This window comes from Roseomonas sp. TF40, from assembly GCF_057219975.1.
In genome coordinates, this window is sequence record NZ_JBXVVR010000001.1 from 241,279 (window position 1) to 265,276 (window position 23,998).

The 23,998-nt window shown below is 71.3% G+C and carries 17 protein-coding genes; 4 read left to right on the forward strand and 13 right to left on the reverse strand.

Annotation, left to right across the window (positions count from 1 at the left end):
• Positions 1 to 8: 8 nt before the first annotated feature.
• The 4 genes from AC2D9U_RS00995 to AC2D9U_RS01010 form a co-directional block, all read right to left on the reverse strand.
• Positions 9 to 1,055 carry an ABC transporter substrate-binding protein gene (locus AC2D9U_RS00995; protein WP_484745516.1) on the reverse strand — a complete coding sequence of 349 codons (1,047 nt, stop codon included), beginning with the start codon at positions 1,053 to 1,055 and terminating at the stop codon, positions 9 to 11.
• 48 nt (positions 1,056 to 1,103) lie between these two features.
• Positions 1,104 to 1,904, reverse strand: a complete 801-nt coding sequence (locus AC2D9U_RS01000; RefSeq protein ID WP_484745518.1) for an ABC transporter ATP-binding protein — start codon at positions 1,902 to 1,904, stop codon at positions 1,104 to 1,106.
• A 133-nt stretch (positions 1,905 to 2,037) separates the two neighbouring features.
• On the reverse strand, positions 2,038 to 2,856 hold the full coding sequence (locus AC2D9U_RS01005; RefSeq protein WP_484745521.1) for an ABC transporter permease: 819 nt from the start codon (positions 2,854 to 2,856) through the stop codon (positions 2,038 to 2,040).
• Between the two features lie 11 nt (positions 2,857 to 2,867).
• On the reverse strand, positions 2,868 to 3,626 hold the full coding sequence (locus AC2D9U_RS01010; RefSeq protein WP_484745525.1) for an ABC transporter permease: 759 nt from the start codon (positions 3,624 to 3,626) through the stop codon (positions 2,868 to 2,870).
• Positions 3,627 to 3,800: 174 nt separating this feature from the next.
• Here AC2D9U_RS01010 and AC2D9U_RS01015 point away from each other — a divergent pair, with 174 nt between their 5' ends.
• Positions 3,801 to 4,826 carry a substrate-binding domain-containing protein gene (locus tag AC2D9U_RS01015; protein ID WP_484745528.1) on the forward strand — a complete coding sequence of 342 codons (1,026 nt, stop codon included), beginning with the start codon at positions 3,801 to 3,803 and terminating at the stop codon, positions 4,824 to 4,826.
• Between the two features lie 18 nt (positions 4,827 to 4,844).
• Here AC2D9U_RS01015 and AC2D9U_RS01020 read toward each other — a convergent pair whose 3' ends face one another.
• The 9 genes from AC2D9U_RS01020 to AC2D9U_RS01060 all read right to left on the reverse strand — a co-directional run bounded on the left by AC2D9U_RS01020 (position 4,845) and on the right by AC2D9U_RS01060 (position 17,075).
• On the reverse strand, positions 4,845 to 5,852 hold the full coding sequence (locus AC2D9U_RS01020) for a tripartite tricarboxylate transporter substrate-binding protein (RefSeq protein ID WP_484745531.1): 1,008 nt from the start codon (positions 5,850 to 5,852) through the stop codon (positions 4,845 to 4,847).
• A gap of 21 nt (positions 5,853 to 5,873) precedes the next feature.
• Complete coding sequence (locus AC2D9U_RS01025; protein ID WP_484745534.1) at positions 5,874 to 7,043, reverse strand: mandelate racemase/muconate lactonizing enzyme family protein; 1,170 nt, start codon at positions 7,041 to 7,043, stop codon at positions 5,874 to 5,876.
• Positions 7,040 to 7,828 (reverse strand): SDR family NAD(P)-dependent oxidoreductase, encoded by a 789-nt coding sequence (locus AC2D9U_RS01030; RefSeq protein ID WP_484745538.1) that lies wholly within the window; start codon positions 7,826 to 7,828, stop codon positions 7,040 to 7,042. The genes AC2D9U_RS01025 and AC2D9U_RS01030 overlap by 4 nt, the downstream gene beginning before the upstream one ends.
• Positions 7,825 to 8,664, reverse strand: coding sequence for a carbohydrate ABC transporter permease (locus AC2D9U_RS01035; protein ID WP_484745541.1), 840 nt, complete (start codon positions 8,662 to 8,664; stop codon positions 7,825 to 7,827). The genes AC2D9U_RS01030 and AC2D9U_RS01035 overlap by 4 nt, the downstream gene beginning before the upstream one ends.
• A 4-nt stretch (positions 8,665 to 8,668) precedes the next feature.
• Complete coding sequence (locus tag AC2D9U_RS01040; protein WP_484745545.1) at positions 8,669 to 9,580, reverse strand: carbohydrate ABC transporter permease; 912 nt, start codon at positions 9,578 to 9,580, stop codon at positions 8,669 to 8,671.
• Between the two features lie 3 nt (positions 9,581 to 9,583).
• Positions 9,584 to 10,873 (reverse strand): ABC transporter substrate-binding protein, encoded by a 1,290-nt coding sequence (locus AC2D9U_RS01045; protein ID WP_484745547.1) that lies wholly within the window; start codon positions 10,871 to 10,873, stop codon positions 9,584 to 9,586.
• A 32-nt stretch (positions 10,874 to 10,905) separates the two neighbouring features.
• Positions 10,906 to 12,642, reverse strand: a complete 1,737-nt coding sequence (locus AC2D9U_RS01050; protein ID WP_484745549.1) for an SMP-30/gluconolactonase/LRE family protein — start codon at positions 12,640 to 12,642, stop codon at positions 10,906 to 10,908.
• A 414-nt stretch (positions 12,643 to 13,056) separates the two neighbouring features.
• Positions 13,057 to 16,044, reverse strand: a complete 2,988-nt coding sequence (locus AC2D9U_RS01055) for a toll/interleukin-1 receptor domain-containing protein (RefSeq protein WP_484745551.1) — start codon at positions 16,042 to 16,044, stop codon at positions 13,057 to 13,059.
• Positions 16,045 to 16,061: 17 nt separating this feature from the next.
• Entirely contained in the window at positions 16,062 to 17,075 is a 1,014-nt protein-coding gene (locus AC2D9U_RS01060; RefSeq protein WP_484745553.1) for a hypothetical protein, read from the reverse strand.
• 89 nt (positions 17,076 to 17,164) lie between these two features.
• Here AC2D9U_RS01060 and AC2D9U_RS01065 point away from each other — a divergent pair, with 89 nt between their 5' ends.
• The 3 genes from AC2D9U_RS01065 to AC2D9U_RS01075 are packed head-to-tail and all read left to right on the forward strand — an operon-like array spanning position 17,165 to position 23,995.
• Positions 17,165 to 21,532 carry an nSTAND1 domain-containing NTPase gene (locus tag AC2D9U_RS01065; RefSeq protein WP_484745555.1) on the forward strand — a complete coding sequence of 1,456 codons (4,368 nt, stop codon included), beginning with the start codon at positions 17,165 to 17,167 and terminating at the stop codon, positions 21,530 to 21,532.
• Positions 21,529 to 22,845 (forward strand): TRAFs-binding domain-containing protein, encoded by a 1,317-nt coding sequence (locus AC2D9U_RS01070; protein ID WP_484745557.1) that lies wholly within the window; start codon positions 21,529 to 21,531, stop codon positions 22,843 to 22,845. The genes AC2D9U_RS01065 and AC2D9U_RS01070 overlap by 4 nt, the downstream gene beginning before the upstream one ends.
• Positions 22,838 to 23,995, forward strand: coding sequence for a patatin-like phospholipase family protein (locus tag AC2D9U_RS01075; RefSeq protein WP_484745560.1), 1,158 nt, complete (start codon positions 22,838 to 22,840; stop codon positions 23,993 to 23,995). The genes AC2D9U_RS01070 and AC2D9U_RS01075 overlap by 8 nt, the downstream gene beginning before the upstream one ends.
• The last annotated feature ends 3 nt before the right edge of the window (positions 23,996 to 23,998 follow it).

Below are 23,998 nucleotides of genomic sequence, written 5' to 3' on the forward strand. Positions count from 1 at the left end.
CCCTTCCCTTACTGGCCGAGCGCGAAGGCGCGCAGCTGCGGGTTGGCGGCGATGCGGCGCAGCACCTCATCCGTCAGATAGGAGGACGGCGCGGGCGGGTTCTGCACCGTGCCGACCTGCGCGAGGAAAGCGCTCAGCCCCTCATACCAGCGATCCGCCTGAGAGGGCCCGCTGGCGCGCGACATGAGGGCGAGCTGTTCCTCGAGCCCGAAGATCGGGCGGCGGTCGATCTCCGCGTTCAGCGCCGCCTCGCTCACCGTCACGCCGCCGGCCTGGTAGAAGCGGTTCATCGCCTGCACCGTCTCGGCCCGGTTCGCCTTCATGAAGGCGATGCCGCGCAGGAAGACGGCGAGGTAGCGCGCCACCATGTCCGGGTTCCGGGTGAGGAATTCGTCGCGCACGATGATGTTGCCGGGCACGATGGCGTCCACATCCTTGCCGCTGCACAGCGGCACGGCGTTCATGCGTTCCTCGGCCGTGTAGATGTTGGGCGCCCAGAGCCCGGCGATGCGCCCTTCGCCGGTCGAGAAGGCGGAGAGGATCTGCGCCTGGTTCAAATTCACCACCTGCAGGTCGCTGCGCTGCAGGTTCCACCGCCGCAGGCAGTTCTGCAGCACGTAGTCCACCGTGGTGTTCACGGTGGCGAGCACGCGCTGGCCGCGCAGGCTGGCGGGGTTGGCGCGGATCGCCTCCACCTCGCTGCGCCGGGCCATCAGCACATTGGTCGCACTCTCATCGTTCGAGATCGCGATGGTGCGGATGTTGAAGCGCGCCGCACCCAGCACGCCCGGCGCCGAGCCCGTGATGCCGACATCCCAGGTGCCCGCGGCCGCGGCCGCGATCTGCGGCGGGCCGGCCGGGAAGGAGGAGAAGCTGGGCTCGATGCCCATCTGCCGCCACCAGCCCTGCTCGGTCGCGAGGTGCAGCGGCAGCATCGAATAGAGCGCGGGCTGCATCGAGATGTTGAGCCGCGTGAGTTGCTGTGCGCCCGCATGCTGCGGCGTGGCGAGGGCAGCGGCGGCGAGGCTCGCGGCGAGAAGGGTCCTGCGGAACATGTTTCTCTCTCCTGTCTGTCTTCTGGTTGCGTCGTCCGGTCCGGCGCCTCAGCCGGCCGGCTTCTCCTGCTCGCGCGCCTTCAGCAGTTTCCAGATGCGGCTGCGCATATGGGTGAAGGCGGGCGTGTCCATGACCTCCTCGATCGGCATGGCCTCCCACGCGCCTTCGGCGCGCAGCGGGCGGATGTCGATGGTCTCGATGATGTGGCCGGGCTTGCGGCCCATCACGACCACACGATCCGCGAGGTAGATGGCCTCATCCACCGCATGGGTGATGAAGATGACCGTGCGCGGGTTGCGCCGCGCGAGGCGCACCAGCTCTTCCTGCATGACGATGCGCGTCTGCGCATCCAGCGCGCCGAAGGGTTCGTCCATCAGCAGCGCGGCGGGGTTCATCACATAGGCGCGCGCGATCGCCACGCGCTGCTGCATGCCGCCCGAAAGCTGGTGCGGGAAGCTGTCCTCATGCCCGGCCAGGCCCATCAGCTCGACATACCGGGCGATGGCGGCATCGGCCTCGGCCTTGGGCGTGCCCTTGCACATCAGGCCGAAGCCGATGTTCTGGCGCACCGTCTTCCAGGGCAGCAGCGCGAATTGCTGGAACACCACGGCGCGCTCGGGCCCCGGGCCGCGCACCTCCTTGCCGCCAACGCGCACCACGCCGTCGGTGGGGAAGTCGAGCCCCGCGGCCATGCGCATCAGCGTGGTCTTGCCGCAGCCCGAGGGGCCGACGATGGCGACGAATTCGCGTTCCTCGATGCGCAAATCGATGCGGTCGATGGCGAGGAATTCGCCGCCCTTCGGCAGCGGAAAGCGGCGCGTGACGCCCTCGAAGACAATCTCGCTCATGTCCATGAACCCTCAGACGCCGGGCGGCCGCATCCGCGGCCTTGGCTTCGCGGCACGAGCCGCGGGCCGCGTTCGCGGCCTCGGCCCGCCTGGAGTGCGGCGGACCGCTGCCCTTGCGCCACAGAAGCCCCGCTCATGCCTGTCCCCACCTGCGCTTGAACGCCGATTCAACCGCGCGCAGCGCCACATCGATGGCGAAGCCCACCACGCCGATGCCGATCATCCCCGCGATCACCACATTGGTGCTGAGATTCCCCTGCCCCTGCACCATCAGGTAGCCGAGCCCCGCCCCCACCACGATCAGTTCCGAGCCCACCAGCGACTGCCAGCCCAGCCCCGCCGAGACCCGCAGCCCCGCGATGATCGAAGGCAGCGCGCCCGGGATCAGCACATGCGCCATCACCTGGCGCGAGGAGGCGCCCAGCGTCTGCGCCGCCTCCACGAAGCGCGCCTCCACCAGCCTCGCGCCGCGATAGGCGCTGATGACGCAGGGCGCGAAAGAGCCGACGAAGATGATCAGCAGCGGCCCGCCGATGCCCGTGCCGAACCACAGGGCCGCCAGCGGCACCCAGGCCAGGGGCGCGACGAAGCGGATGGCATCGAACAGGGGTGTCACGATCTCATCCAGCAGCCGGTACCAGCCCATCAGCAGGCCAAGCGGCATGCCGATGGCGACCGCGATGGCCCAGCCCATCAGAAAGCGGCCGATGCTCGCGCTCAGGTGCTCGGCATAGACATGCCCGGCGAAGGGGCTGTGCCAGAGCCGCACCAGCGTCTCCCACACCACAAGCGGCGAGGGCAGCAGATTGGCCGGCAGCCAGCCCGAGGCCGCCACGCCGGCCCAGACCGCGAAGAACAGCGCGAAGCCCGCGATGGTCAGCGCCCAGAACTCGCCGAGGCCGAGCACGGTGCCGGCAGGGCCGAGGAAGTTGCGGTTGCCACGCTTGGCCATGCGCTGCCTCCTCAGACCGCCGGGCGCCAGTTGACGACACGGCGCTCGACCAAGCCGAGCAGCCAGGTGGTCGCCGCACCGCAGACCGCCACCGCCGCCATGCCCACCAGGATCATGCCGGGGAAGATGTCCTGCCCCGCCAGGTTCAGCACGCGGCCCAGGCCGAAGAAGGCGCCGACCAGCTCCGCCGCGACCAGCGTGGTCCAGCTGGCCTGCAGCGACAGGCGCAGGCCCGTGAAGATCATCGGCATCGCGCCCGGGATCACGACATGGCGCAGCACCTGCGCGGTGGAGGCACCCTGGGTGCGCGCGGCGGCGATCAGCACCGTGTCCACGCCGCGCACGCCGGTGAAGGCGTTGATGACCGAGGGCACGAAGGCGGTCAGCCAGATCACGAAGACCTTGCCCGTATCGCCCAGGCCGAACCAGACGATGGCGAGCGGGATCCAGGCCAGCGCCGGAATCGGGCGCAGCAGCAGGAAGATGGGGTTGATCAGCGCCTCGGCCCGGCGGCTCCAGCCCATCAGCAGGCCGAGCGGGATGCCGGTGAGCACGGCCACGCCGAAGCCCTTGGCGACGAGGGCCAGGGAGTGCAGCGCGTGCTGCGCCAGGGTGGCGCCGCCATAGCCCTGCCCGGCGCTGATCTGGCTGAAGGCGGCCCAGACTTCCTGCGGGCTGGGCAGGCGCAGCGGGTTCAACAGGCGCAGCCCGCTGGTGGAGAGCCACCACAGCGCCAGGGCGCCGAGCACGGTGGCCACCCCCACCGCCACGCGGCGCGAGACGCCAAAGCCGCCACCTGACCTGCGCCCCCTGCCCTGCAACGCGCCCCCCAAGAAATATTTTCAGCACGCTTTCACGCTGATCTGGTCAAGTCAAACGCAATTCCACCGCGGCCGACCCAGGATGGCGTTGAAAATTCTTTCAGAAGCCGGCATAGTCCGACGATGACGCGACGCACCCGCCCCCGGCTGGCCGATATCGCCGCAGCCGCGGGCGTGTCCCTGGCCACGGCATCGCGCACCCTCTCCCAGCCCGCCATCGTCAGCCCCGAGACACGGGCGAAGGTGCGCGCCGCCGTCGCGGGCCTGGGCGGCGCCTGGCCGGGCAGCAATGCGCGCGCCGCGGGCGATGCCGGCGTGGCGGCGGTGGTGCCCACGCTCGACAACGCCATCTTCTCGCGCTGCCTGCAGGCCATGCAGTCCACCCTGGCCGAGGCCGGGCGGCATCTGCTCGTCGCCTCCTCCGACCAGCATCCGGATACCGAGACCGCCGTCATCCGTGGCCTGCTCGCGCGCGGGGTGGATGGGCTGATGCTCGTGGGCGCGCAGCGCCCGGCCGAATCCTGGGCGCTGCTCGAAGGCGCGGGCGTGCCCGTGGTGCTGACCTGGTGCGCCGATCCGCGCTTCGAATCCGTGGTGGTGGACAACCACGCCGCCGGGCGGCTGGCCGCCGAGCATCTGCTCGGCCTCGGTCATCGCCGGCTCGGCGTAGTCTGCGGCGTGACGCGCTTCAACGACCGCCAGCGCGCCCGCCTCGCCGGGGTGCGGGAAGCCCTGGCGGCGCGGGGGCTCGATCTGCCGGAGTGGCGGGTCAGCGAGCAGGACTTCACCCTGGCGGGCGGGCGCAGCGGCTGCTCCGGGCTGCTCGCCCTGGCCGAGCCGCCGACCGCCATCGTCTGCGGCATCGACCAGCTCGCGGTGGGCTGCCTGATCGAGGCGCAGTCGCGCGGCCTCGCGGTGCCGGGCGATCTCTCGGTGGTCGGCATCGACAATCTGGAGATGGCCGCGCATCTCGCCCCGGCGCTGACCACGGTGCACATCCCGACCGCGCGCATCGGCGCCGCGGCGGCGCAGCGGGTGCTCGACCGGCTGGCGGGCCGCCCCGCCGTGCCAGTGACGGAACTGCCGATCGAGCTGGTGATCCGCCGATCCTCCGCCCCGCCCCGGCCGGATCTCGGCGCGGCCGCGTGACGCACCGGCGGCGCGCGGTCAGCCCTCCGCCTTGATCCCCAATTGCTGCGTCAGCGCGATGTAGCGCGCCTGTTCCTGCTGCATGAAGGCGAGCAGCTCCGCCGGCGTGCCCGGGGCGGGCTCGGCGCCCAGCAGCGCCAGGCGGTCGCGCACCTCCGCGCTCGTCAGGATGTCCCGCGCCGCCGCGTTCAGCGCGGCGATGGCAGCGGGCGCGGTGCCGGCCGGGGCGAGCAGGCAGCCCCAGGAAGTCGCGCCATAGCCGGGGAAACCCTGCTCCGCCACCGTCGCCAGATCGGGCAACAGGCGCGAGCGCGTGGGCCCGGCCAGCGCCAGCAGCCGCAGGCTGCCGGCCTGCACATGCGGCAGCACGGCGGCATAGGCGTCGAACATCATCTGCGTGCGGCCGGCCAGCAGATCCGCATGCGCGGCGGTGGAGCCGCGATAGGGCACGTGCTCCATCTCCACCCCGGCGCGCTTCAGCAGGTCGGCGGCGAAGATGTGCGGGTTGGAGCCATTGCCGGAGGAGGCGAAGGCGGCGCGCCCGCCCTGGGCACGCGCCCAGGCCATCAATTCGGGGACGCTGCGCGCCGGATGCGTGGCCGGCACCACCAGCACCAGTTGCACATGCGCGGTCAGGGTGATCGGCGCGAAATCGCCGATCGGGTCGAAGGGCAGGCTCGGGAAGAGCGCCTTGTTCACCACATGCGAGGACGCCACCAGGCCGATCGTCGTGCCATCCGCCGGCGCCTTGGCCACGGCCTCGGTGCCGATGATGCCCGAGGCCCCGGCCCGGTTCTCCACCACCCCCGCCTGGCCGAGCGGCCCGCGCAGGCGCTCGGCGATCAGCCGCGCGGTGATGTCGGAAGCCCCCCCGGCGGTATAGGGTACGATGATGCGCACCGGGCGCGCCGGCGCCCAGGACTGCCCTTGGCCCTGGCCTTGTGCCCGGCCTTGGCCAGGGATCATCGTCGCCGGCGTGGCGAGCGCTGCGGCCAGCAGCGCGCGGCGGGTCGTATGGGTGGTCATGGCGTCGCTCCCCTTGGTGGTTCAGTAGGCGGGCTTGACCGGGAACCAGCCCGGCCGGCGGTCATCCAGATAGGCACCCTCGATGCGCGAGACGGCGTGGCGCTCGACCAGCGCGGGCTCCACCGTCACGCCCAGGCCGGGGCCGGTGGGGACGGCGAAGCAGCCCTCCTCCAGCGTGAAGCGCTCACGCACGATGTCGCCGGCCAGATGCGCGTATTCGGTGTCGAGCGCGATGGTCATGTTCGGGATCGCGGCGGCGAGGTGCAGATAGGCGGCCTGCGACAGGCCGAGTTCGCCGCCCGAATGCAGCGTCACCGGAATGCCCGCGCCCTCGCACATCGCCGCCTGCTTGACGACCTGCCAGAGCCCGCCAGCCTCATGCGGGTCGAGCAGGATCACATCCGCCGCCTCGGCGCGCAGGATGTTGGCGACATCCGCGAGCGTATAGGCGCTTTCGTCGAGCGCGATGGGCACGGGCTGGGCGCGGCGCAGGCCCGCATGGCCGATCAGGTCGTCCAGTTCCAGCGGCTGCTCGATGTATTGCAGGTCGAAGGGGCGCAGCTTCTCGAGCATCCGCTTCGCGGTGCCCGGCGTCCAGGCGCCGTTGACGTCGGCGCGCAGCGGCAGGTCGGGCCCGATCACCTCGCGCACCGCGCGCACCAGCGAGATGTCGGTTGATTCCGCCATGCCGATCTTCACCTTGAACGAACGATGCCCGCGCGCGAGGTAGGCGCGTGCCGCCTCTGCCGCGGCGGCGGGGTCGGCGGCGAGGATATAGGCCGCCATCTCCGCCCGCTCGCGCCACAGCCCGCCCCAGAGGCGATGCAGCGGCTGGCCGCAGGCGCGGCCGAAGGCGTCCCACATCGCCATCTCGACCGCGCAGATCGCCATCACCGCGGCGCGCTTGTGGTGGTAGTAGCCCGCGCCGAGCACATGGCGGTGCAGCGCCTCCGCCTGGTCCACGCGCTTGGTCAGCGCGATGGGCAGCACCACGCGCTCCAGCACGGCGGGGATGGCATCGAGCAGGCAGATCGTCTCGCCCCAGCCGATCGTGCCGTCCGCGGTCTCGAGCCGCACGACCAGCCGCGTCGCGCCGCTGCGCCGGCCCGAGGCCCATTCCATGTCGGCGTGGAAGGGCATGCGGAGCATCCAGTGCCGGATGGCCACGATGCGGAGCGGATCGACGGTCATGCGAACCTCAAGGGGGGGCGGCTGGTCCAGGCGCGGATGCGCGGGCTGACCACGGCGGCGGCCATCTGCGCGCCGAGGCCGCCATCGACGGGCAGATCCACGCCGGTGATGAAGCCCGCGGCGTCCGAGGCGAGGAACAGGGCGGCCTCGGCCACCTCCTCGGGCCGGCCGAGCCGGCCCAGCGGATAGGCCTCCGCGGTCAGGCGCACATCCTCGGCGTCGAGCGTGGCGGCGAAAGCCTCGGTGACGATCAGCCCGGGCGAGAGGGCGTTCACGCGGATGCCGAAGGGCCCGCATTCCACCGCCATCTGGCGGGTCATGGCCACGATGCCGCCCTTGGCGGCGGCATAGGCGGCGACGCAAGGGTGGCCCATCGCGGCGTGGATCGAGGCCATGTTCACGATGGCCCCGCCCCCGCGCGGGCGCATCGCGCGCACCGCCTCCCGCGACAGGCGAAAGGCGCTGCGCAGGCAGATGGCGATGGCGCGGTCCCACTCCTCGTCGGAGGTCTCGAGCAGCGGGCGCACAGTGGTGACGCCCGCATTGTTCACCAGCACATCCGGCCCGCCTTGCGCGAGGGCCGGGGCGAGCAGGCGCGCGGGGGCGTCCGGGTCCGCCACATCCACCACCACCTTCTCGGCCGCGATATCGAGCGCGGCGAGCCCCGCCGCGTCGCGATCCGCCAGCACGAGGCTCGCCCCCGCGGCGGCGAAGCGCCGCGCGATGGCCCGCCCGATGCCCGCGGCCGCGCCGGTGACGATGCAGACCTTGCCCGTGAGGCTCATCCCTTCACCGCCCCTGCCGTCAGCCCCTGCACGAACCAGCGTTGCACCAGCGCGAAGGCGAGCACGACCGGGGCGGAGGCGACCAGCGAGGCCGCCATCGCCGCCCCCCAATCCTGGCGCATCTCGCCCAGCTGCGACATCAGCAGCCCCGGCCCCACCGTGCGCAGCTGCGGCGAGGTCACCAGCGTCATCGCATAGAGCAGGTCGTTCCACGCCCACATGAAGGCGTAGAGCGCCACCGTCACGAGGCCGGGGATGGAGACGGGCAGCACCACGCGCAGCAGGATGCGCATCTCCGACGCGCCATCGATGCGCGCGGCCTCGATCAACTCCTCCGGCAGGCGCACGAAGTAGGAGAACAGCATGTAGGTGCCCGTGGGCAGCGCGAAGACGATGTAGGCCAGCGTCAGCCCCAGCCGCGTATCCAGCAGCCCCACCGCCTGCAGCAGCGGGTAGATCGAGATCAGCAGCACGGCGAAGGGAAACATCTGCGCCGAGATCATCAAGGCCATCATCGGCTTGCGGCCGCGATAGCGGAAGCGCGCGAAGGAATGCGCGGCGAGCGTGGCCAGCGCCGTGGTCAGCAGCGCCGCCCCGCCGGCGGTCAGCAGCGAATTGCCGAGCCATACGGGCAGGTCGCCCTGGCCGAGCACGCCGCGGAAATTCTCCAGCGTCGGCGCGGCGGGCAGCAGCGTGGGGAAGCGCAGGAAGATCTCCGCCGTCGGCTTGAAGGCGGTGACGACCATCCAGAAGACCGGGAAGCCGAGGAACGCCGCGAGCGCGATGAAGCCCAGCGCGAAGACGAGCCGCGCGCCGCGGCCCGAGAGGTCGAGCATCGCCTCAGGCCTCCCGCATCACGGAGCGCAGGCGCAGGAAGGCCGGGCCGACGATGGTGAGGAACCACACCACCCCCACCGCCGCGGCGAGGCCGAGATTCCATGCCTGGAAGGCCTGGCGCTGCACCTCCACCGACATCACCGTGGTGGCGCGCACGGGCCCGCCCCCGGTCATGGCGTAGATGACGTCGAATTGCTGCAGATTGCCCAGCGCGCCCAGCACCAGCAGCACCGCGATGGTGGGGCGCAGATGCGGCCAGGCGACGTGGCGGAAGACATGCCAGTTCCCGGCCCCGTCGATCCGCGCGGCCTCCACCTGCTCGCCCGGCAGGGATTGAAGCCCGGCGAGCAGGAAGGCGGCAAAGAGCGGGATGGACAGCCAGGTCTTGGCCGCGACGACGCCCGCCATCGCGCCGTGCTGCGTCGCCAGCCAGGCCACCGGCTCGTCGAGCAGGCCGAGGCTGAGCAGCACCGCGTTCAGCAGCCCGTACTGCCCGTTGAGCAGCCACGCCCAGAGGAAGGCGACGACGGTGGAGGGCAGCACCCAAGGCAGCAGGGAGAGCGCGCGCACCAGCGTGCGGCCGCGGAAACGCTCATTCAGCACGATCGCCCAGGCGAGGCCGAGGGCGAAGGTCGCCGCGGTGGTCAGCACCACGAAGACCAGCGTGACGACCCAGGTGCCCAGGATGGTGCCGTCCTCGGCCAGCGCGCGGAAATTGCCCAGGCCGGTGAACACCGGCTCGGGCGTCATCAGCGTGTCCTCGTAGAAGGCGCGGCGGAGGGAATCGAGGAAGGGATAGAGGATCACCGCCGCGAAGACCGCCATCGCCGGCAGGGCAAGCAGCAGTCCGAAGCGCGCCTGCGCCCGCTTCAGCCCCCCCTTGCGCGGGCCCGCCCGGGCGATGACGCCCTGCACCGGTCAGGTCCGCCGCTGGTTCGCGGTGGCGCGGCGCAGCCGGGCCGCCATGTCGCCGATCGCCTGGGCGGGCGGCTTGGTCTGCAGCAGCGCGGCCTGCACCTCCTCGCCCACGATGTTGGTGATGTCGGCGGCGTTGGGCCAGGTGGAGGGCTCGTCCATCTCCGCCGTGCCGGCGTTGCGCGCCCATTCGGTGACATAGGCATCGCCCGCCAGCGTGGCCAGGGCCGAGCGCGTCACCGGGAACAGCCCGACGGCGCGGAAATAGCGCAGCTGCGTCTCGTCATCGAGCGCCAGGTGGCGGATCAGCCGCGCGCCCGGCGCATCGGCGCCGATCCGCGCATTGCGCGCATTCGGCATCACCAGCAGATGCCCCCACATCAGTGAGCGCGTGGGATCGCCGGCGTTGAGCACCGGCGTGGCCGCGGCGGCGACATGCTGGTCGAAAGCCGCGCCCTGGCCGGAATTGTCGCGCGCGAAGCCGCGGGCGAGCGGGGCGTCGTGGTAGAAGGCGGTGCGGTGCTGGCCGAAGAGGCGCCGTGAATCGGGGCGGTCCACATCGCGCGCGATCAGGCCTTCGCGGGCCAGATCCACCAGGAAGGTGAGCGCCCGGCGCGCCGCATCGCTCTCCACCGCCACCTTGTCCTCGGCATCGAACAGCCGCCCGCCGAAGGTCCAGAGCCAGACCTGGAAGTCGGGCGACATGGTCAGGTTGTTCTTGGTCGCGAAAGCATAGGGCACGATCTCGGCATTGGCGCGCTTGATGCGGCGCAGCGCATCGGCGAAGGCATCCACCGTGCGCGGCATCTCCGTGACGCCGGCATCGCCGAGCACCTTGCGGTTCGCCACCATGCCGATCGAGGCCGCCGTCCAGGGCAGGCCGAGCTGCCGCCCGCCGACCTGGCCGATGCGCAGCAGCCCCGGATCGATCGCACGCGCGACCTCCTCGCCCATCACCTGGGCCATGTCGGCGGGCTGCAGCACGCGGGCGAATTGCGGCAGCCAGCGCTCGGCCAGCTGCACCACATCCTGCGGCTGGTTGGAGCGCTGGCGCAGCACGAGATTCTGCTGCATCTGCCCCCAGGGGAAGCCGACCACATCGAGCCGCAGCCCGGCATTGGCCGCGCGGAAGCGGTCGAAGGCATCGGTCAGCACGGCGCGCGAGGCGGCCTCGTCATGGCTCCAGCCGACATAGGTGAGGCTGCCCGAAGCCTGGGCACGTGCGCGCGGCGCGGCGGCCAGCGCGGCCGCACCGCCAAGCAGCGCCCGGCGCCCGATGATCCCCTGAGTCATGTCCATCCTCCCTGTCGTTTCGTTTGCGAAGCTTACCCGCCGAAGGCACCGACCGGCGTGCCGGCCACCCCCGGCTCGAAGGCGAAGACGGAGCCGGAGAGCGGCGCCTCGGCCAATTGCGTGGCGGAAAGCCGCACCCGGGCGGAGGTGATGAACAGCGTGCGCAGCCCCTCCCCGCCGAATGCGACGGAGGAGGGCCGCGGCACGGGCAGGCCGACGAAGCGGTCGAGCCGCCCATCGGGCGCGTAGCGCGCCACACCCCAGCCATCCCAAAGCGCGACCCAGACGAAGCCCTGCGCATCCACCGCCAGGCCATCGGGCTTGCCCGGTCCCGCGAAGGTCACGAAGGGCCGGCGGCCCCGCACCTCGCCCGTGGCGATGTCGTAGTCATAGGCGTGGATGGTCCGCGTGCCGGTATCCGTGAAGTAGAAGACGCGGTCATCCGGGCTCCAGCCCAGGCCGTTCGAGATGTGCACGCCGGTCTCGATCGCGCTCAGCCGCAGGTCGGGGTCGAGGCGCCAGAGCGTGCCCTGCCCAGGCCCGGCATCGATCGCCATGCTGCCGGCGAAGAGCCGCCCTGCCCGGTCGCATTTCGCGTCGTTGAAGCGGTTGCCGGGCTTGTCGGGCTCGGCGACACAGAGCGTGCCGGTGACGCCGGTCTCGAGGTCGAGGCTGCGGAAGGCATTGCCCATCGCCGCCACGAAGCCCCCCCGCGCGCGCGGCACCACGGCGCCGACCAACTCGCCCAGGGCCAAAGCACGGTCCTCGCCGGTGGCCGGGTCGCTCAGATGCACGGCGGGGGCGAGGATATCCACCCAGAGCAGGCGCTGCCGCCCCGCCAGCCAGACCGGGCCCTCGCCCAGGAAGGGCCGCGCCTCGATGGCGCAGCGCAGGCCCGGGCTGGGCGGCGCGGCGGGCCGGGTGGTGGCGATCGACATTTCGACATGCCCCGCATTGCCGGAGATGCGCCGCGCGGCCTCGATCACCTCGCGCCCCAGCGCGTGCAGGCGATCGGGCGGCAGGCGAAAGCGCGGGCCGAGCACGCAGACGGCGGCGATCGGCTCGCCCAGATGGTCGAGGATGGGCGCGGCGACCGCCGCGACACCCTCGGTGCTCTCTTCGAGCGAGACGGCGTAGCCGCGCGCCTTCACCAGATCGAGGTCGCGCTGGAAGGCGGCCGGGTCGGTGATGGTGGCGGCGGTCAGGGGTGTCAGCGCGAGGGATTGCACGCGCCGGCGGCGGGCGGGCGGGGGCAGATGCGCCAGGATCACCTTGCCGCAGGCCGAGGCATGCAGCGCGGCGCGGGCCCCGATGCCGTTGCCCAGGCGCAGGCCCGGCTGGGCGGCCTCGCGCTGGTCGACATAGACGCAGCCCTCGCCCTCGAGCACGGCGAGGCGCGCGGTCTCCCCGCTCAGGCGGGCGAGGCGCACCAGATCGGCTTCCGCCGCGCCGCGCAGATCGAGCGAATCCCAGACGCGATGCGCCATCTCGAAAACCTTGAGCCCAAGCCGCCAGCCGCCTTCGGGATCGTCCTGGCGGAGCAGCCCGGCCTCGGCCAGGGCGCCGAGCATGCGGTGCACGGTGCCGCGCGGCAGCCCGGCCTGCTCGGCCACGGCGGCGGTGCGCAGCGGCGCCTGGGCCGCGACGATGTCGAGCAGACGCAGGGCCCGGACCAGGGCCTGGGTGCCCTGGGCGGCGCCATCGACCGCCGGCGCGACCGGGGCGGGTGGGGCCGGCCTAGCGGCCCGGGCGGATCGGCGCTTTTCCATGCTTCGCCATCATATGGGCAATGCGACCACCATGTGGTCAGCGGAGCCTAGGCGCCCGCGCCGCCCGCCGCAAGCGAAACCGCGCCCCACCCGGCGCCCAGCAAGCGGGGCGGCGCTTCGTGTCGCGCGGGCGCGGATGGGGGTGCAAAGGGGGCTGGGCCGAGGGTCCCAGGCCGGGACGGCATGGTCGGGGTGCCCGGAATCGAACCGAGGACTTCTTTTGCCCGGAACAGGCGTTGCGACACCGAACTCGGATCTCAATCCAATCCGACCAATGGTCTGGTGAGCATCAAGCCGCGAATTCCGCGTGCAGGATACCACCCGGATACCAACACCTTCGCCTCACCGACGCTGCCGGGCGACATCGCGGTGCGAGCCACCGCATGGCATCCGCCACATCCGCCAATGAGCGCCTCACTCGCCACAGAATGGGGGTACCCTGTTTGAGCGGTCCGTGGGCGAAAGCCCGAGAAGCTGCCGCTGGGGAGCGGTCAGGCAGCGGGTCAATGCCGCTCGAGCCTCAGCGACAAGGGCTGCCCCACGTGGCACGGTGACCTCTGAGACGGTACCCCGCGCACCCAGGAGCCGAAATCTGTCCTCCGCGCCGGCGACGAAACGCACCCTCGCCGCCCCGCGAAGTCCTCGCAATTGTGCCGTCATCGAGCGTTCGCCGCCGAGCGACCAGAGTCTGGTCGCGGCATTGGTGACAACCAGCAGCCTGTCGCCCTTCTCGTTGAAGGCCAGGTCGCGAATTGTATCGCCCTGGTCGGGCAGAATGAGGGGCAATCCTGGCTCGACGGGCCAAACCAGCACGGTGCGATCCACTCCGCCACTGGCAAGGCGCTGGCCGGCCGCATCGAACGCCAGCGCGCGCACAGAATCATGCTGGCCTTCAAGCAGCCGTAGCGGTGGCACATCCGGTGCCAGATCCCACAGCAGGATCGGCCCCGCCGCCGTCCCCGCCGCGAGGTGGCGGCCACCCGGCGACAGGGCAAGCGCATCGATACGTCCCCGCGCATGCGGCAGTTCCAATGGAGGATCCCCGGGCCGGGAGATGTCCCATAGCAGTACTCTGCCAGTGCCGTCGGAGGCATGGGCCAGCCAGCGGCCGGCCGGATCGATCGCCAGTTGTCCAGGTCCCGCCCGGTCACGATCCGCCAGCGGGATCGGCCTGTAGCCATCCTGCGCGTCGCGCGCCCAAAGGAGCACGCCCCGGGCACTGGCGCCGAGCCCTATCGCGGCGACGTGCCGCGCGCCCGCATCGGCAACCGGCGTGCCGGCGAGCCTGTCGGAGAGGGTGATGCTGACCGCCGGCGTGACGCCCGCAGGGTCGCCCACCGTCAGCGTTGGCCGCCGCCCCAAGGACACCGCCACGAGCCGGGTGCCGGTCGGGTCGAGGGCCACGCGACTGCTGTCAGGGCCCGCAACCGGCGGCAGCCGTGCCGCACGGGTGAAAAGCGGGTCGAACAGCCGCAGGGCACCATCGCGGCCGGCTGTGGCGACGCGCGGCGGGTCGGCATGGAATCCGGCATCCACGACGCCGCCCACATGCCCGGCAAAGGTGCGAAGAAGCTGTGAGTCGACGCCTGCCATGGACCAGAGCCGCACGGTACCGTCCTGACCCATGCTCAGGACGAGGTCGCGATCCCGCACGAAAGCAACGCCCCTGACCGGGCCCTGATGGCCGGAGAGCCGAGCAAGCTTGGCCCCCTCAGCGGACCAGAGATGCAGCGCGCCATCCCAGCCCGCGGCCACGATCGTTCCGTCCTGGCCGCCAATGGTGACGGCTTCCAGCCGAAGGTCCTCCGATGCCAATCGTTGCGGGGCCGGGGCACGTTCGTCGATGCGCCAAAGTTCGGCCCCCCCTAGCCCGACCACGACAAGGGCCGCGCCATCGGCGGAGAAAGCCAGACCCGAGGCGACCAGATCCTGATCCCTGTTCAACAGGAGCCCCGGCGCGCCCCGCCCCGACAATTCCACCACCCAGAGCCGCCCGGGACCGAGCCAGGCGACGCGTCGACCATCGGGGGAGATCTCCAATTTCCGGGCGAACCCGTTGCTGTCGAAGGGCAGCGTCTCAGCCAGCCACTTGCCATCCTGCTCCCGCCAGAGGGTCAGCGGGCCGAGGCGGCCCGCAGCCAGCAGGGAGCGCCCATCGGGTGCCACGACCAGATCCTCGAGCCATCGGCCATGGACGGGCAGATCCATGGCCGCCAGCGTGGTCTCTCCGATCGCCCAGACCCGCAGATGTTCGTCTCCACCGCCGGATACCAGACGCCGGCCATCCGCACTGAATCGCAGATGCGAGACATCGTGGCGATGTCCTTCGAGCACGCGCGGCGGTCGCGCGGGCGCCGTCAGATCCCACAGCAGCGCCTGCCCCCCAACGCCGCCAGCGGCAAGCCAGCGCCCCCTTGGATCAAGCGCCATGCTGAGCACCGGACCTTGCCCAAGGCCCCAGGCCGCAACCTCCGGCGCGCCTATCCAGCTCTCCAGCAGAGCCAGCTCTGCGGCCTCGCTCCAGGGACGGGCCGTCGCACCGGGCAGAGCCTCAAGGGCAATGAGCATGCCCCCCATCGCATCGCCGGCCTCGGTGCGATTGAGGGCAAGCTGTGCCAGCACGGAGGATTCCTGGCGCAGGGCTTCCTCCCGTGCGGCCTCCGCCTCCGCCCGGCGCGTCTCGGCCAGTTCGCGCTGGGTGTTGGCCTCGATGCGCCGCGCCTCCGCTGCGTTGCGAGACTGCCAGGCGAGCCACCCCGCACCCGTCGCCGCGACCGCCAGCACCACCATCGCGGCAGCGATGCCCTGCGCGATGCGCGTGCGGCGGCGGGAGGCTTCGAGTTCGCGCTGGCGCAGCGCCTCGAATCCGATGCCCAGTATGCCGGCGATTATCTTCAGCAGCGCGTGCTCGCGCCCATCACCCTCGGGTCGCGCATCGGCGGCGATCGGCTCCAGCCGCTGCGCGGGCGCATCCGCCGTGGCGGGAATATGCACAAGCGCAGGTGGGAAGCATTCCGCGGCCGGGTCCGCGCCCGGGCGTGTGGCCGCGTTGGGCTCGCCGCGCGCGACAATGGCGAGTATCCGCCCGCCCCGGCCCAGGCGGCGGTAGCTGCTGATCTCCTCGTTCACCCAGCGCGACTCCCGCGCATCGGGCGAGCAGATGACGATCAGCGTGGCGGAGCGTTCCAGCGCGCCCAGGATCTGCGTGCCGAGGTCGTCCGAGGTCGGCAGTTCCTCGCGGTCGCGAAAGACCGGGTAGAGCCGCGCCGGCACGGGCCCGTCCCGCCCCGGCGAGCCGACCAGTTTCGCCGGCACGCGATAGGCTTCCAACCGCCGGTGCAGCCATTCGGCGAAGGCGCGGTCGCGGTGGCTGTAGCTGATGAAGGCGGTGTACTTTGCCATGCCTCCCCTCGCCCTGCTCAGTTCGTCAGTCGCACCGTTGGCACGGCTGGCAGGTCACGCACCGAAACATTCAGGCCGACGAGCTGCGCGAGCAACTGCAGCATCAACGCCCCCTGCTCCGCCCCGCGCGCCGGCATGCAATGGCTCTCCTCCTGGAAGCGCGCCGCGGCAACGCAGCCACCTTCGGGCGGCGAGCGCACCAGCGGCATCAGCCGCGTGTCGCTACCCAGGCTCAGCCCGCCGCGCCGCGCGGCGCCCAGCCGCACGCGATCCCCCAGCGCCGCATCGGCCAGCCGCCCGAGATAGCGGAACACGCCCTGCGTCGAGCGCAGCGTCACCTCCACCGCGACAGGCCCGAGTTCCCGGTCCACCAGCCCCCGCAAGCCATCTGCTCCGCCCGCCCCGCAGATCGGCCCGAGGCCTGCGAGCGAACCACGCGCCCGCCCGCGATCGAAGCACGCGCGTACACGGCCATCCTGCAGGGTCTCCAGCGCCAGGCCGGTCTCCACCGCCCAGCGCACATAGCCCTCGAAGCGCGCATAGCCGGGCTCGGAGGGATCGTTCCACAGGATGCTCTCCTGCGTGCGGCCGCGCAGGCGGATGGCCTCGATCAGGGTGAGGAACAGCACCTCCCGCGGGTAGCCCTGGTGCAGCAGGAATTGCGCGGCCTGCAGCGAGATCGGCTGCAACAGCCCCTGGTAGAATTCGCGCGTCTCCAGCGGCACGCCGGCGATGGAACCGCTCGCCCGTGCCGCCACATCATTGCCGCCCAGGCCGAGCTGCGTCAGCACCATGTTCGGCCCGAGTGTCACGCTGGGCAGGCCGAGCGCGGCCCCCACCCCCTGCTCGCCCGAGATGTTGGTGATGGCGATGAAGGTCATCGGGTGGCTCTGCCCGGCGCGCAGCGCGTTGAGCAGTAGCATGTCGTTGCGCGCGCGATCGAGGGAGCGGTTCATCGCCTCCACCCGCGTCTCGTAGCGGTCGAGCCCGGCGCAGCCGGCGAGGACCAGAAGCAGCAACAGAAGCTTCACCAGGCCGCCCCCCTTCAGACCAAGGCGCGCGTTGCGTCGCGAAAGCGTGATGCTACGCTCGTTGCGTCCTCAGGCGGAAGGTGGCGCGCATGGCCGTCCCCACGGTCCGGATATTCCTCTCCTCCCCCTCCGATCTGCGGCCGGAGCGGGCGGCGGCGCTGCGCCTGATCGCCCGGCTCGACCGCGAATTCGCCCATCATTTCCGGGTCGAGGCGGTGATGTGGGAGCAGGAGCCGCTGGTCGCCTCGGCGCATTTCCAGGACCCCGAGAACATCCCGCCGCCCTCCACCACCGACATCGTGGTGATGATGGTGTGGTCGCGCCTGGGTGTCTTCCTGCCCGAGCGCTTCACCGGCCGCCTCTCCGGCCGCCAGCCCGTGACCGGCACGGAATGGGAGTTCGAGGACGCGCTGGCCGCGGCGCGTGCGCATCGCCGGCCGGACCTGCTCGCCTACCGCAAGACCGCACCCATCGCGACCAGCCTCGATGACCCGGAGCTCGATACGCGCCGGGCGGCGAAGCACGCGCTGGATGCCTTCATCGCGCAATGGTTCCGCGACGGCGAGGGCGGCTACACCGCGGCGCTGCGCGACGTGGCGGATGAGGGCGAACTTCTGTCCCAGCTCGAGGCGCATCTGCGCGCGTTGCTGCTGCGCCGGCTGCGGCCGGAAGCCGGCCAAGGGGCGAACCAGGCACCGCGGCTGATCCAGTGGCACCAGGGCAGCCCCTTCCGCGGGCTCGAAGTCTTCGAGGCCGAGCACGAGCCGGTCTTCTTCGGCCGCACCCGCGCGCGGATCGAGCTGCGCGCGGCCCTCGCCCACCAGGCCGCGCTGGGCTGCGCCTTCGTGCTGGTGGCCGGCGCAAGTGGGTGCGGCAAATCCTCGCTGGTGCGGGCGGGGCTGCTCAGCGATCTGCGGCTGCCGGGGATGATCGGCAATGTCGCGCTGCTGCGCCATGTGATCCTGCGCGCCGATGACAGCGCCGCCGATCCTGTCGCGGCGCTGGCCGCCGCGCTGCTGCGGCCCGAGGCGCTGCCGGAACTCGCCGCACTCGGCTACGATGCCGCTGAGCTTGGCGCGCAATTGCAGGCCAACCCGGCGCAGATCGGCTTCGTGCTGCGCCAGGCCATGCTGGAACTGCATCGCGGCTCGGCGCTGACCGAGCGTGGCGAGGCGAAGCTGCTGCTGGTGGTGGACCAGCTTGAGGCGCTGTTCACGCGCGACGGCCTGACGGAGGCCGCCCGCGCGCGCTTCGTCGCGGTGCTGGAGGCCGCCGCGCGCTCGGGCAGCGCCTTCGTGGTGGCGACCTTTCGTTCGGATCTGTCGGACCGGATCGAGACGCTGCCGGCGCTGGCCGCCCTCGCCGCCGGGCGTGGCCGCTACACGCTGCTGCCGCCCGACCCCGCCGAGATCGGCCAGATCATCCGCCTGCCGGCGCGCGAAGCCGGGCTCGGTTTCGAGGTCACGCCCGAGGGCGCCGCGCTGGACGACGCTCTGCAACAGGCCGCCGCCGGCCAGGGCGACAGCCTGCCGCTGCTGGAATTCGCCCTGCAACAGCTCTGGGAGCGGAGCCAGGGCACGGGCGGCGTGCTGGGCTGGGACGCCTATCGCGCCATGGGAGAAATGGAGGGCGCGATCGGTGCCCGTGCCGAGGCCGAGCTGGCCGCCCTGCCGCAAGCCGCGCAGGAAGCGCTGCCGGCGCTGCTGCGGGCGCTGGCCACGGTGGACCTGCAAAGCGGCCGCGCCCTGTCTCGCCGCCTGCCGATGGCGACGCTGGCCGCGGGTTCGCCGCTGCGCGCTTTGGCCGAGGCGTTCCTGGCCACGCGGCTGCTGGTGGCGGAGGAAGGCGGGTTGTTGCGCGTGGCGCATGAGGCGCTGCTGACCCGCTGGCCCCGCGCCGCCGGGCACCTCGACAAGGATCGCAGCGATTTGGCGCTGCGCGCGCGGTTGGAGGCCGCGACGGCGCTTTGGGCGGAGACGCCGGAAGTGGAGCGCTATCAGCGGTTGCTGCCAGCCGGGCTGGCGGTGGAGGAAGCGGCGACGCTGCTGGCGCGCCGCCCGGAGATGCTGGAGCGCGCGACGCGGGCGTACATTGAGGCCTCAGTTGCGGCGGCAGCGGCAGCGGCGCGGTTGGTAACGCAACAGCGGCGGCGGCTTCGGTTGGGCGTGGCGGTGGCGGCGGCGATCGTGCTGATGCTGGGCGGCGGCTGGTGGGTGCGAGAGCAGCGGCTGGAACTGGCGCGGGCGCAGGATCAGGCAGCGGCGTCCGCCCGCCTCGCTTCGGAGCAGCGCGCGCGCGCCGAGAGCGAAGCAAAGCTCGCCGAGGAAGCCAAGCAGGAACGCGACCGTGCCGAGATCGCCCGCGCAGAAGCCGAGCGGCAGGAACGTGTGGCCGAACGCGCGGCTGCTCTGGCCGAAGAACGGCGCGCAGAGGCGGAAGCGGCGACGGCGCGCGCCGAGCGTGAAGCTGCTGCGGCGCTGGAAGCACAGTCTCGCGCCGAAACCGGCTTTGCCGCGGCGCGCGACGCGGCCAATAGCCTTGTCTTCGACCTCGCCCAGGGTCTGCGCAACCGCGAGGGCATGCCCGCGGCCTTGGTGCGTGACCTGTTGGACCGCGCAAGTCGTGCGCTGGACGCGCTGCTCGCCCGAACGCCGGACGACCCAGCAACGCTACGCCTGCGCGGCGCGGCCTTTCTCGAATTCGCCACGACCTTCGCCACGCTTGGTGACACGCCGCTCCAGCGAGAGGCGGCGGAGCAGGCGCTTCGCATCTTCACGAGACTCGCCGAGCGCGACCCGCTCAATGGCCAATGGCAGCGCGACCTCTCCGTCAACCACATTGTGATTGGCGATGTGCTGCGGGCGCAGGGCGATCTCGCCGGCGCCTTGCGGGAGTTTCGTACAGGCATGGCGATCCGCACCACACTGACCGAGCGCGACCCGCGCAACAGCCGATGGCAGCGCGACCTCTCCGTCAGCCACGAGCGGATCGGCGATGTGCTTCGGACGCAGGGCGATCTCGCCGGCGCATTGCAGGAGTTTCGCTTAAGCTTGGCGATCAGCACCCGCCTCGTCGCGCGCGACCCGGGCAACAGCGAATGGCAGCGCGACCTCTCCGTCAGCCACAACCAGATCGGCAATGTGCTACTGTCTCAGGGCGACCTCGCCGGCGCCTTACGGGAGTTTCGCGCAGGTATTGCGATCGGCACCCGTCTTGCGGAGCACGACCCAGGCAACAGTGAATGGCAGCGTGACCTCTCCATCAGCCACGACCGTATCGGCGATGTGCGGCGGGCACAGGGTGATCTTGCCGGCGCCTTGAGGGACTACCGCGCGGGCATGGCGATCCGCACCCGCCTCGCCGCTCGCGATCCGGGCAACAGCGAATGGCAGCGTAACCTCTCCATCGCCCATGACCGGATCGGCGATGTGCTCCTGGCGCAGGGCGATCTCGCCGGCGCATTGCGGGCGTTTCGCGCGGGCATGGCGATCCGCACCCGCCTCGCCGACCTCGATCCGGGCAATAGCCAGTGGCAGCGTGATCTCTCCTTCGGCCACGAACGGATCGGCTATGTGCTGCTGGCGCAGGGCGATCTCGCCAGCGCCTTGCCTGAGTTTCGTGCGGGCATGTCGATCCGTACCCGACTCGCCGAGCGCGATCCGAGCAACAGCCAATTGCAGCGTGACCTCTCGTCAAGCCGCATCCAGATCGGCGATGTGCTGCAGGAGCAGGGCGATCTCGCCGGCGCCTTGCAGGAGTTTCGTGCGGGCATGGCGATCTCCACCAGCCTTACGGAGCGCGACCCGGGCAACAGTCAATGGCAGCGCGATCTCTCCATCAGCCTCGAACGAATCGGCAATGCGCTGCGGGCGCAGGGTGATCTCGCCGACGCTTTGCGGGCGTTTCGTGCGGGCATGGCGATCGCCACCCGCCTTACCGAGCGCGACCCAGACAACAGCGAATGGCAGCGCGACCTCTCCGTCAGCCACAACCGGATCGGCGATGTGCTGCGGGCGCAGGGTGATCTCGTCAACGCTATGCGGGACTATCGCGCAGGCTTGGCGATCGCCACCGGCCTCACGGCGCGTGATCCGGGCAACAGCCAATGGCAGCGCGACCTCTCCGTCATCCACAACCAAATCGGCGATGTGCTGCGGGCTCAAGGTGACCTTGCAGGCGCCTTGCTCGAGTACCGCTCGGGCATGGCGATCGGCATCCGCCTCGCCGAGCGCGACCCAGGGAACAGCGATTGGCAGCGCGATCTGCTGGTGTCGCGTTACCTAATCAGCCTCACGCATTTGCTGCTGCGCGGGGCGAACGAGGCACGACCCTATGCCGAAGCAGCTCTAGCGCTGGCGCGTGATCGCCGCGCCCGCTTCCCCGACCAGCCGCGAACCGCTGCCGACCTCACTGCCGTCGAAGACCTCCTCCGCCGCATCGAGGCCGCCAGCCCATGACCCCCCTCTGCTTCATCCTCATGCCCTTCGGTCGCAAGCCCTTGGGCAATGCCATCGTCGATTTCGATGCGGTGAACGAACGCCTGCTCAAGCCCGCCATCCTCGCCGCATCCCTCACGCCGATCCGCGCCGATGAGGAACGCGCGGGCGGCATCATCCATCGGCAGATGTTCGAACGCCTCGTACTCTGTGACTTCGCCCTCGCCGATCTGTCCGGCGCCAACGCCAATGTCTTCTATGAACTCGGCGTGCGGCACGGCACGCGGCCCGGGGCCACGGTGCTTGTCTTCGCGGAAACCACGCCGCCGCCCTTCGACCTCGGCCCCTGCCGCGCCCTGCCCTATGGCATCGATGGCAATGGCAACCTCACCCGGCTGGAACAGGACAAGGCCGCCATCACCGCCGCGCTGATTGCCGCGCGCAGCACGCGCCAGGACAGCCCGCTGTTCGACCTGCTCCAGGGGTTCCCCGAGCTTGACCACACCAAGACCGATATCTTCCGCGACCAGGTGATCTATGCCGAGGGCCGCAAGCAGCAGCTTGCCGAAGCGCGCCGCGCGCCGGATCGGCGCGTCGCGCTGCTGGCCGTGCAGGCCGATCTCGGCCCGCTCGATGCGGTGGAGGCGGGCGTGCTGGTGGACCTCCTGCTCTCCTTCCGCGATGCCGAGGCGCATCAGGAGATGCTCGATCTCGTCGCCGCCATGCCGCGGCACCTTTCCGGCACGGTGCTGGTGCGCGAACAGCAGGCCTTCGCGTTGAACCGCCTGAAACGCGGCGCCAAGGCGAAGCCGATCCTGGAAGCCCTCATCAAGGCGCGCGGCCCGCAGCCGGAGACCAACGGCCTGCTCGGCCGCGTGCTGAAGGATGAATGGCGCGCCGCGCGCGAGGCCGGGCAAACCCTTCGCGCCCGCGCGCTGCTCGACCGCGCCATCGCCACCTATCGCGCAGGCTTCGACGCCGATTGGCGCGACCACTACCCCGGCATCAACGCCATCCAGCTCATGGTCGAGCGCAACCCGGAGGACCCCGAGATCGCCACCCTCGTGCCCGTGGTGCGCTATGCCGTGCGCCGGCGCCTCGCCAGCGACCAGGCGGATTACTGGGACCATGCGACGGCGCTGGAACTGGCGGTGCTCGATCAGGATCGCGCCGGCGCCGAGGATGCGCTGGGCCACGCCCTTGCGCTGCCCTCCGAGCCCTGGATGCGCACCACCACGGCCGAGACGCTGGAACGCCTCGCCGCCACCTTCGCGGCGCGCGGGCGCGCGGCGGAGTGGATCGCGGCTTTGGCCACGGAATTGCGCGGTGGCTGAGAACCCTGCCCGCGACCGGCACCTCTTCGGCCCCGGGCCGAAGCGCATCCTCGCCCTGGATGGCGGCGGCACGCTCGGCATCATCTCGCTCGCCTTCCTCGCGCGGATCGAGGCGCTGCTCCGCGCCCGCCACGGTGACGACCCGAACTTCCGGCTGGCGCACTACTTCGACCTGATCGGCGGCACCTCGACCGGCGCGATCATCGCCGCGGGCCTCGCCTTGGGGCGGAGCGTGGCGCAGATGACGGAACTCTACCTCGCCATGGGCGCGCGCATCTTCCGCCGCCGCTGGCTGCCGCTGCCCGGCCTGCGCGCGCGCTTCGACCACGCCGCACTCACCGCCGTGCTGCGCGAGGAGATCGGCGAACGGCGGCTCGACAGCGCCGACCTGCTGACCGGCCTCGCGCTGGTGACCAAGCGGCTGGACACCGGCAGCCCCTGGTTCGTCGCCAACAATCCACGCGCGCCCTTCTGGGAGGATTCACCGGATGGCGCCTGGCACGGCAATCGGGGCTATTCGCTCGCGACCATGGTGCGCGCGAGTGCGGCCGCACCCTTCTATTTCGCGCCCGAGCTGATTGCCATCGAACCCAAGGCCCCACCCGCGCTCTTCGTCGATGGTGGTGTCTCGCCCTACAACATGCCGGCGCTGCCGCTGCTGATGATGGCGAGCATGGGCGCCTATGGCCTGCGCTGGCCGCTGGGCGAGGACAAGCTGCTGATGGTGTCGATCGGCACGGGCCTCGCGCGCCGGCGTCTCGATGCCGCGCAGACGGCTGCCCTGCCCGCGGCGGGGCTGGCGGTGAAGGCGCTGGAGGGCATGATCGCGGATACGCAATATGCGAGCCTGATGCTGCTGCAATGGCTCTCGGAACCGCGCGACCCCTGGCCCATCAATGCCGAGATCGGCGACCAGCGCGGCGAGGTGCTGGGCGGGCGACCGCTGCTGGGCTTCCAGCGCTTCGACATGCCGCTCGATGCGGCATGGTTGCAGAGCGAACTCGCCTGGCGCGCCGACCCCGCGCGCCTCGCCGTGCTACGCGCCATCGACGCGCCGGCACAGATGCCCGAACTGCGCGCCATGGCCGAACGCGCGGCGGCGAGGCAGGTAAGGGCGGAGCATTTCCCGGTCGCGTTCGATCTGGGGTGAAGG

Excerpts from the sequence above, each read along its gene's own strand:
- AC2D9U_RS00995 (WP_484745516.1), bottom strand. The coding sequence starts at position 1,055 with ATGTTCCGCAGGACCCTTCTCGCCGCGAGCCTCGCCGCCGCTGCCCTC.
- AC2D9U_RS01000 (WP_484745518.1), bottom strand. The coding sequence starts at position 1,904 with ATGAGCGAGATTGTCTTCGAGGGCGTCACGCGCCGCTTTCCGCTGCCG.
- AC2D9U_RS01005 (WP_484745521.1), bottom strand. The coding sequence starts at position 2,856 with ATGGCCAAGCGTGGCAACCGCAACTTCCTCGGCCCTGCCGGCACCGTG.
- AC2D9U_RS01015 (WP_484745528.1), top strand. The coding sequence starts at position 3,801 with ATGACGCGACGCACCCGCCCCCGGCTGGCCGATATCGCCGCAGCCGCG.
- AC2D9U_RS01020 (WP_484745531.1), bottom strand. The coding sequence starts at position 5,852 with ATGACCACCCATACGACCCGCCGCGCGCTGCTGGCCGCAGCGCTCGCC.
- AC2D9U_RS01025 (WP_484745534.1), bottom strand. The coding sequence starts at position 7,043 with ATGACCGTCGATCCGCTCCGCATCGTGGCCATCCGGCACTGGATGCTC.
- AC2D9U_RS01030 (WP_484745538.1), bottom strand. The coding sequence starts at position 7,828 with ATGAGCCTCACGGGCAAGGTCTGCATCGTCACCGGCGCGGCCGCGGGC.
- AC2D9U_RS01035 (WP_484745541.1), bottom strand. The coding sequence starts at position 8,664 with ATGCTCGACCTCTCGGGCCGCGGCGCGCGGCTCGTCTTCGCGCTGGGC.
- AC2D9U_RS01045 (WP_484745547.1), bottom strand. The coding sequence starts at position 10,873 with ATGACTCAGGGGATCATCGGGCGCCGGGCGCTGCTTGGCGGTGCGGCC.
- AC2D9U_RS01050 (WP_484745549.1), bottom strand. The coding sequence starts at position 12,642 with ATGGAAAAGCGCCGATCCGCCCGGGCCGCTAGGCCGGCCCCACCCGCC.
- AC2D9U_RS01055 (WP_484745551.1), bottom strand. The coding sequence starts at position 16,044 with ATGGCAAAGTACACCGCCTTCATCAGCTACAGCCACCGCGACCGCGCC.
- AC2D9U_RS01065 (WP_484745555.1), top strand. The coding sequence starts at position 17,165 with ATGGCCGTCCCCACGGTCCGGATATTCCTCTCCTCCCCCTCCGATCTG.
- AC2D9U_RS01070 (WP_484745557.1), top strand. The coding sequence starts at position 21,529 with ATGACCCCCCTCTGCTTCATCCTCATGCCCTTCGGTCGCAAGCCCTTG.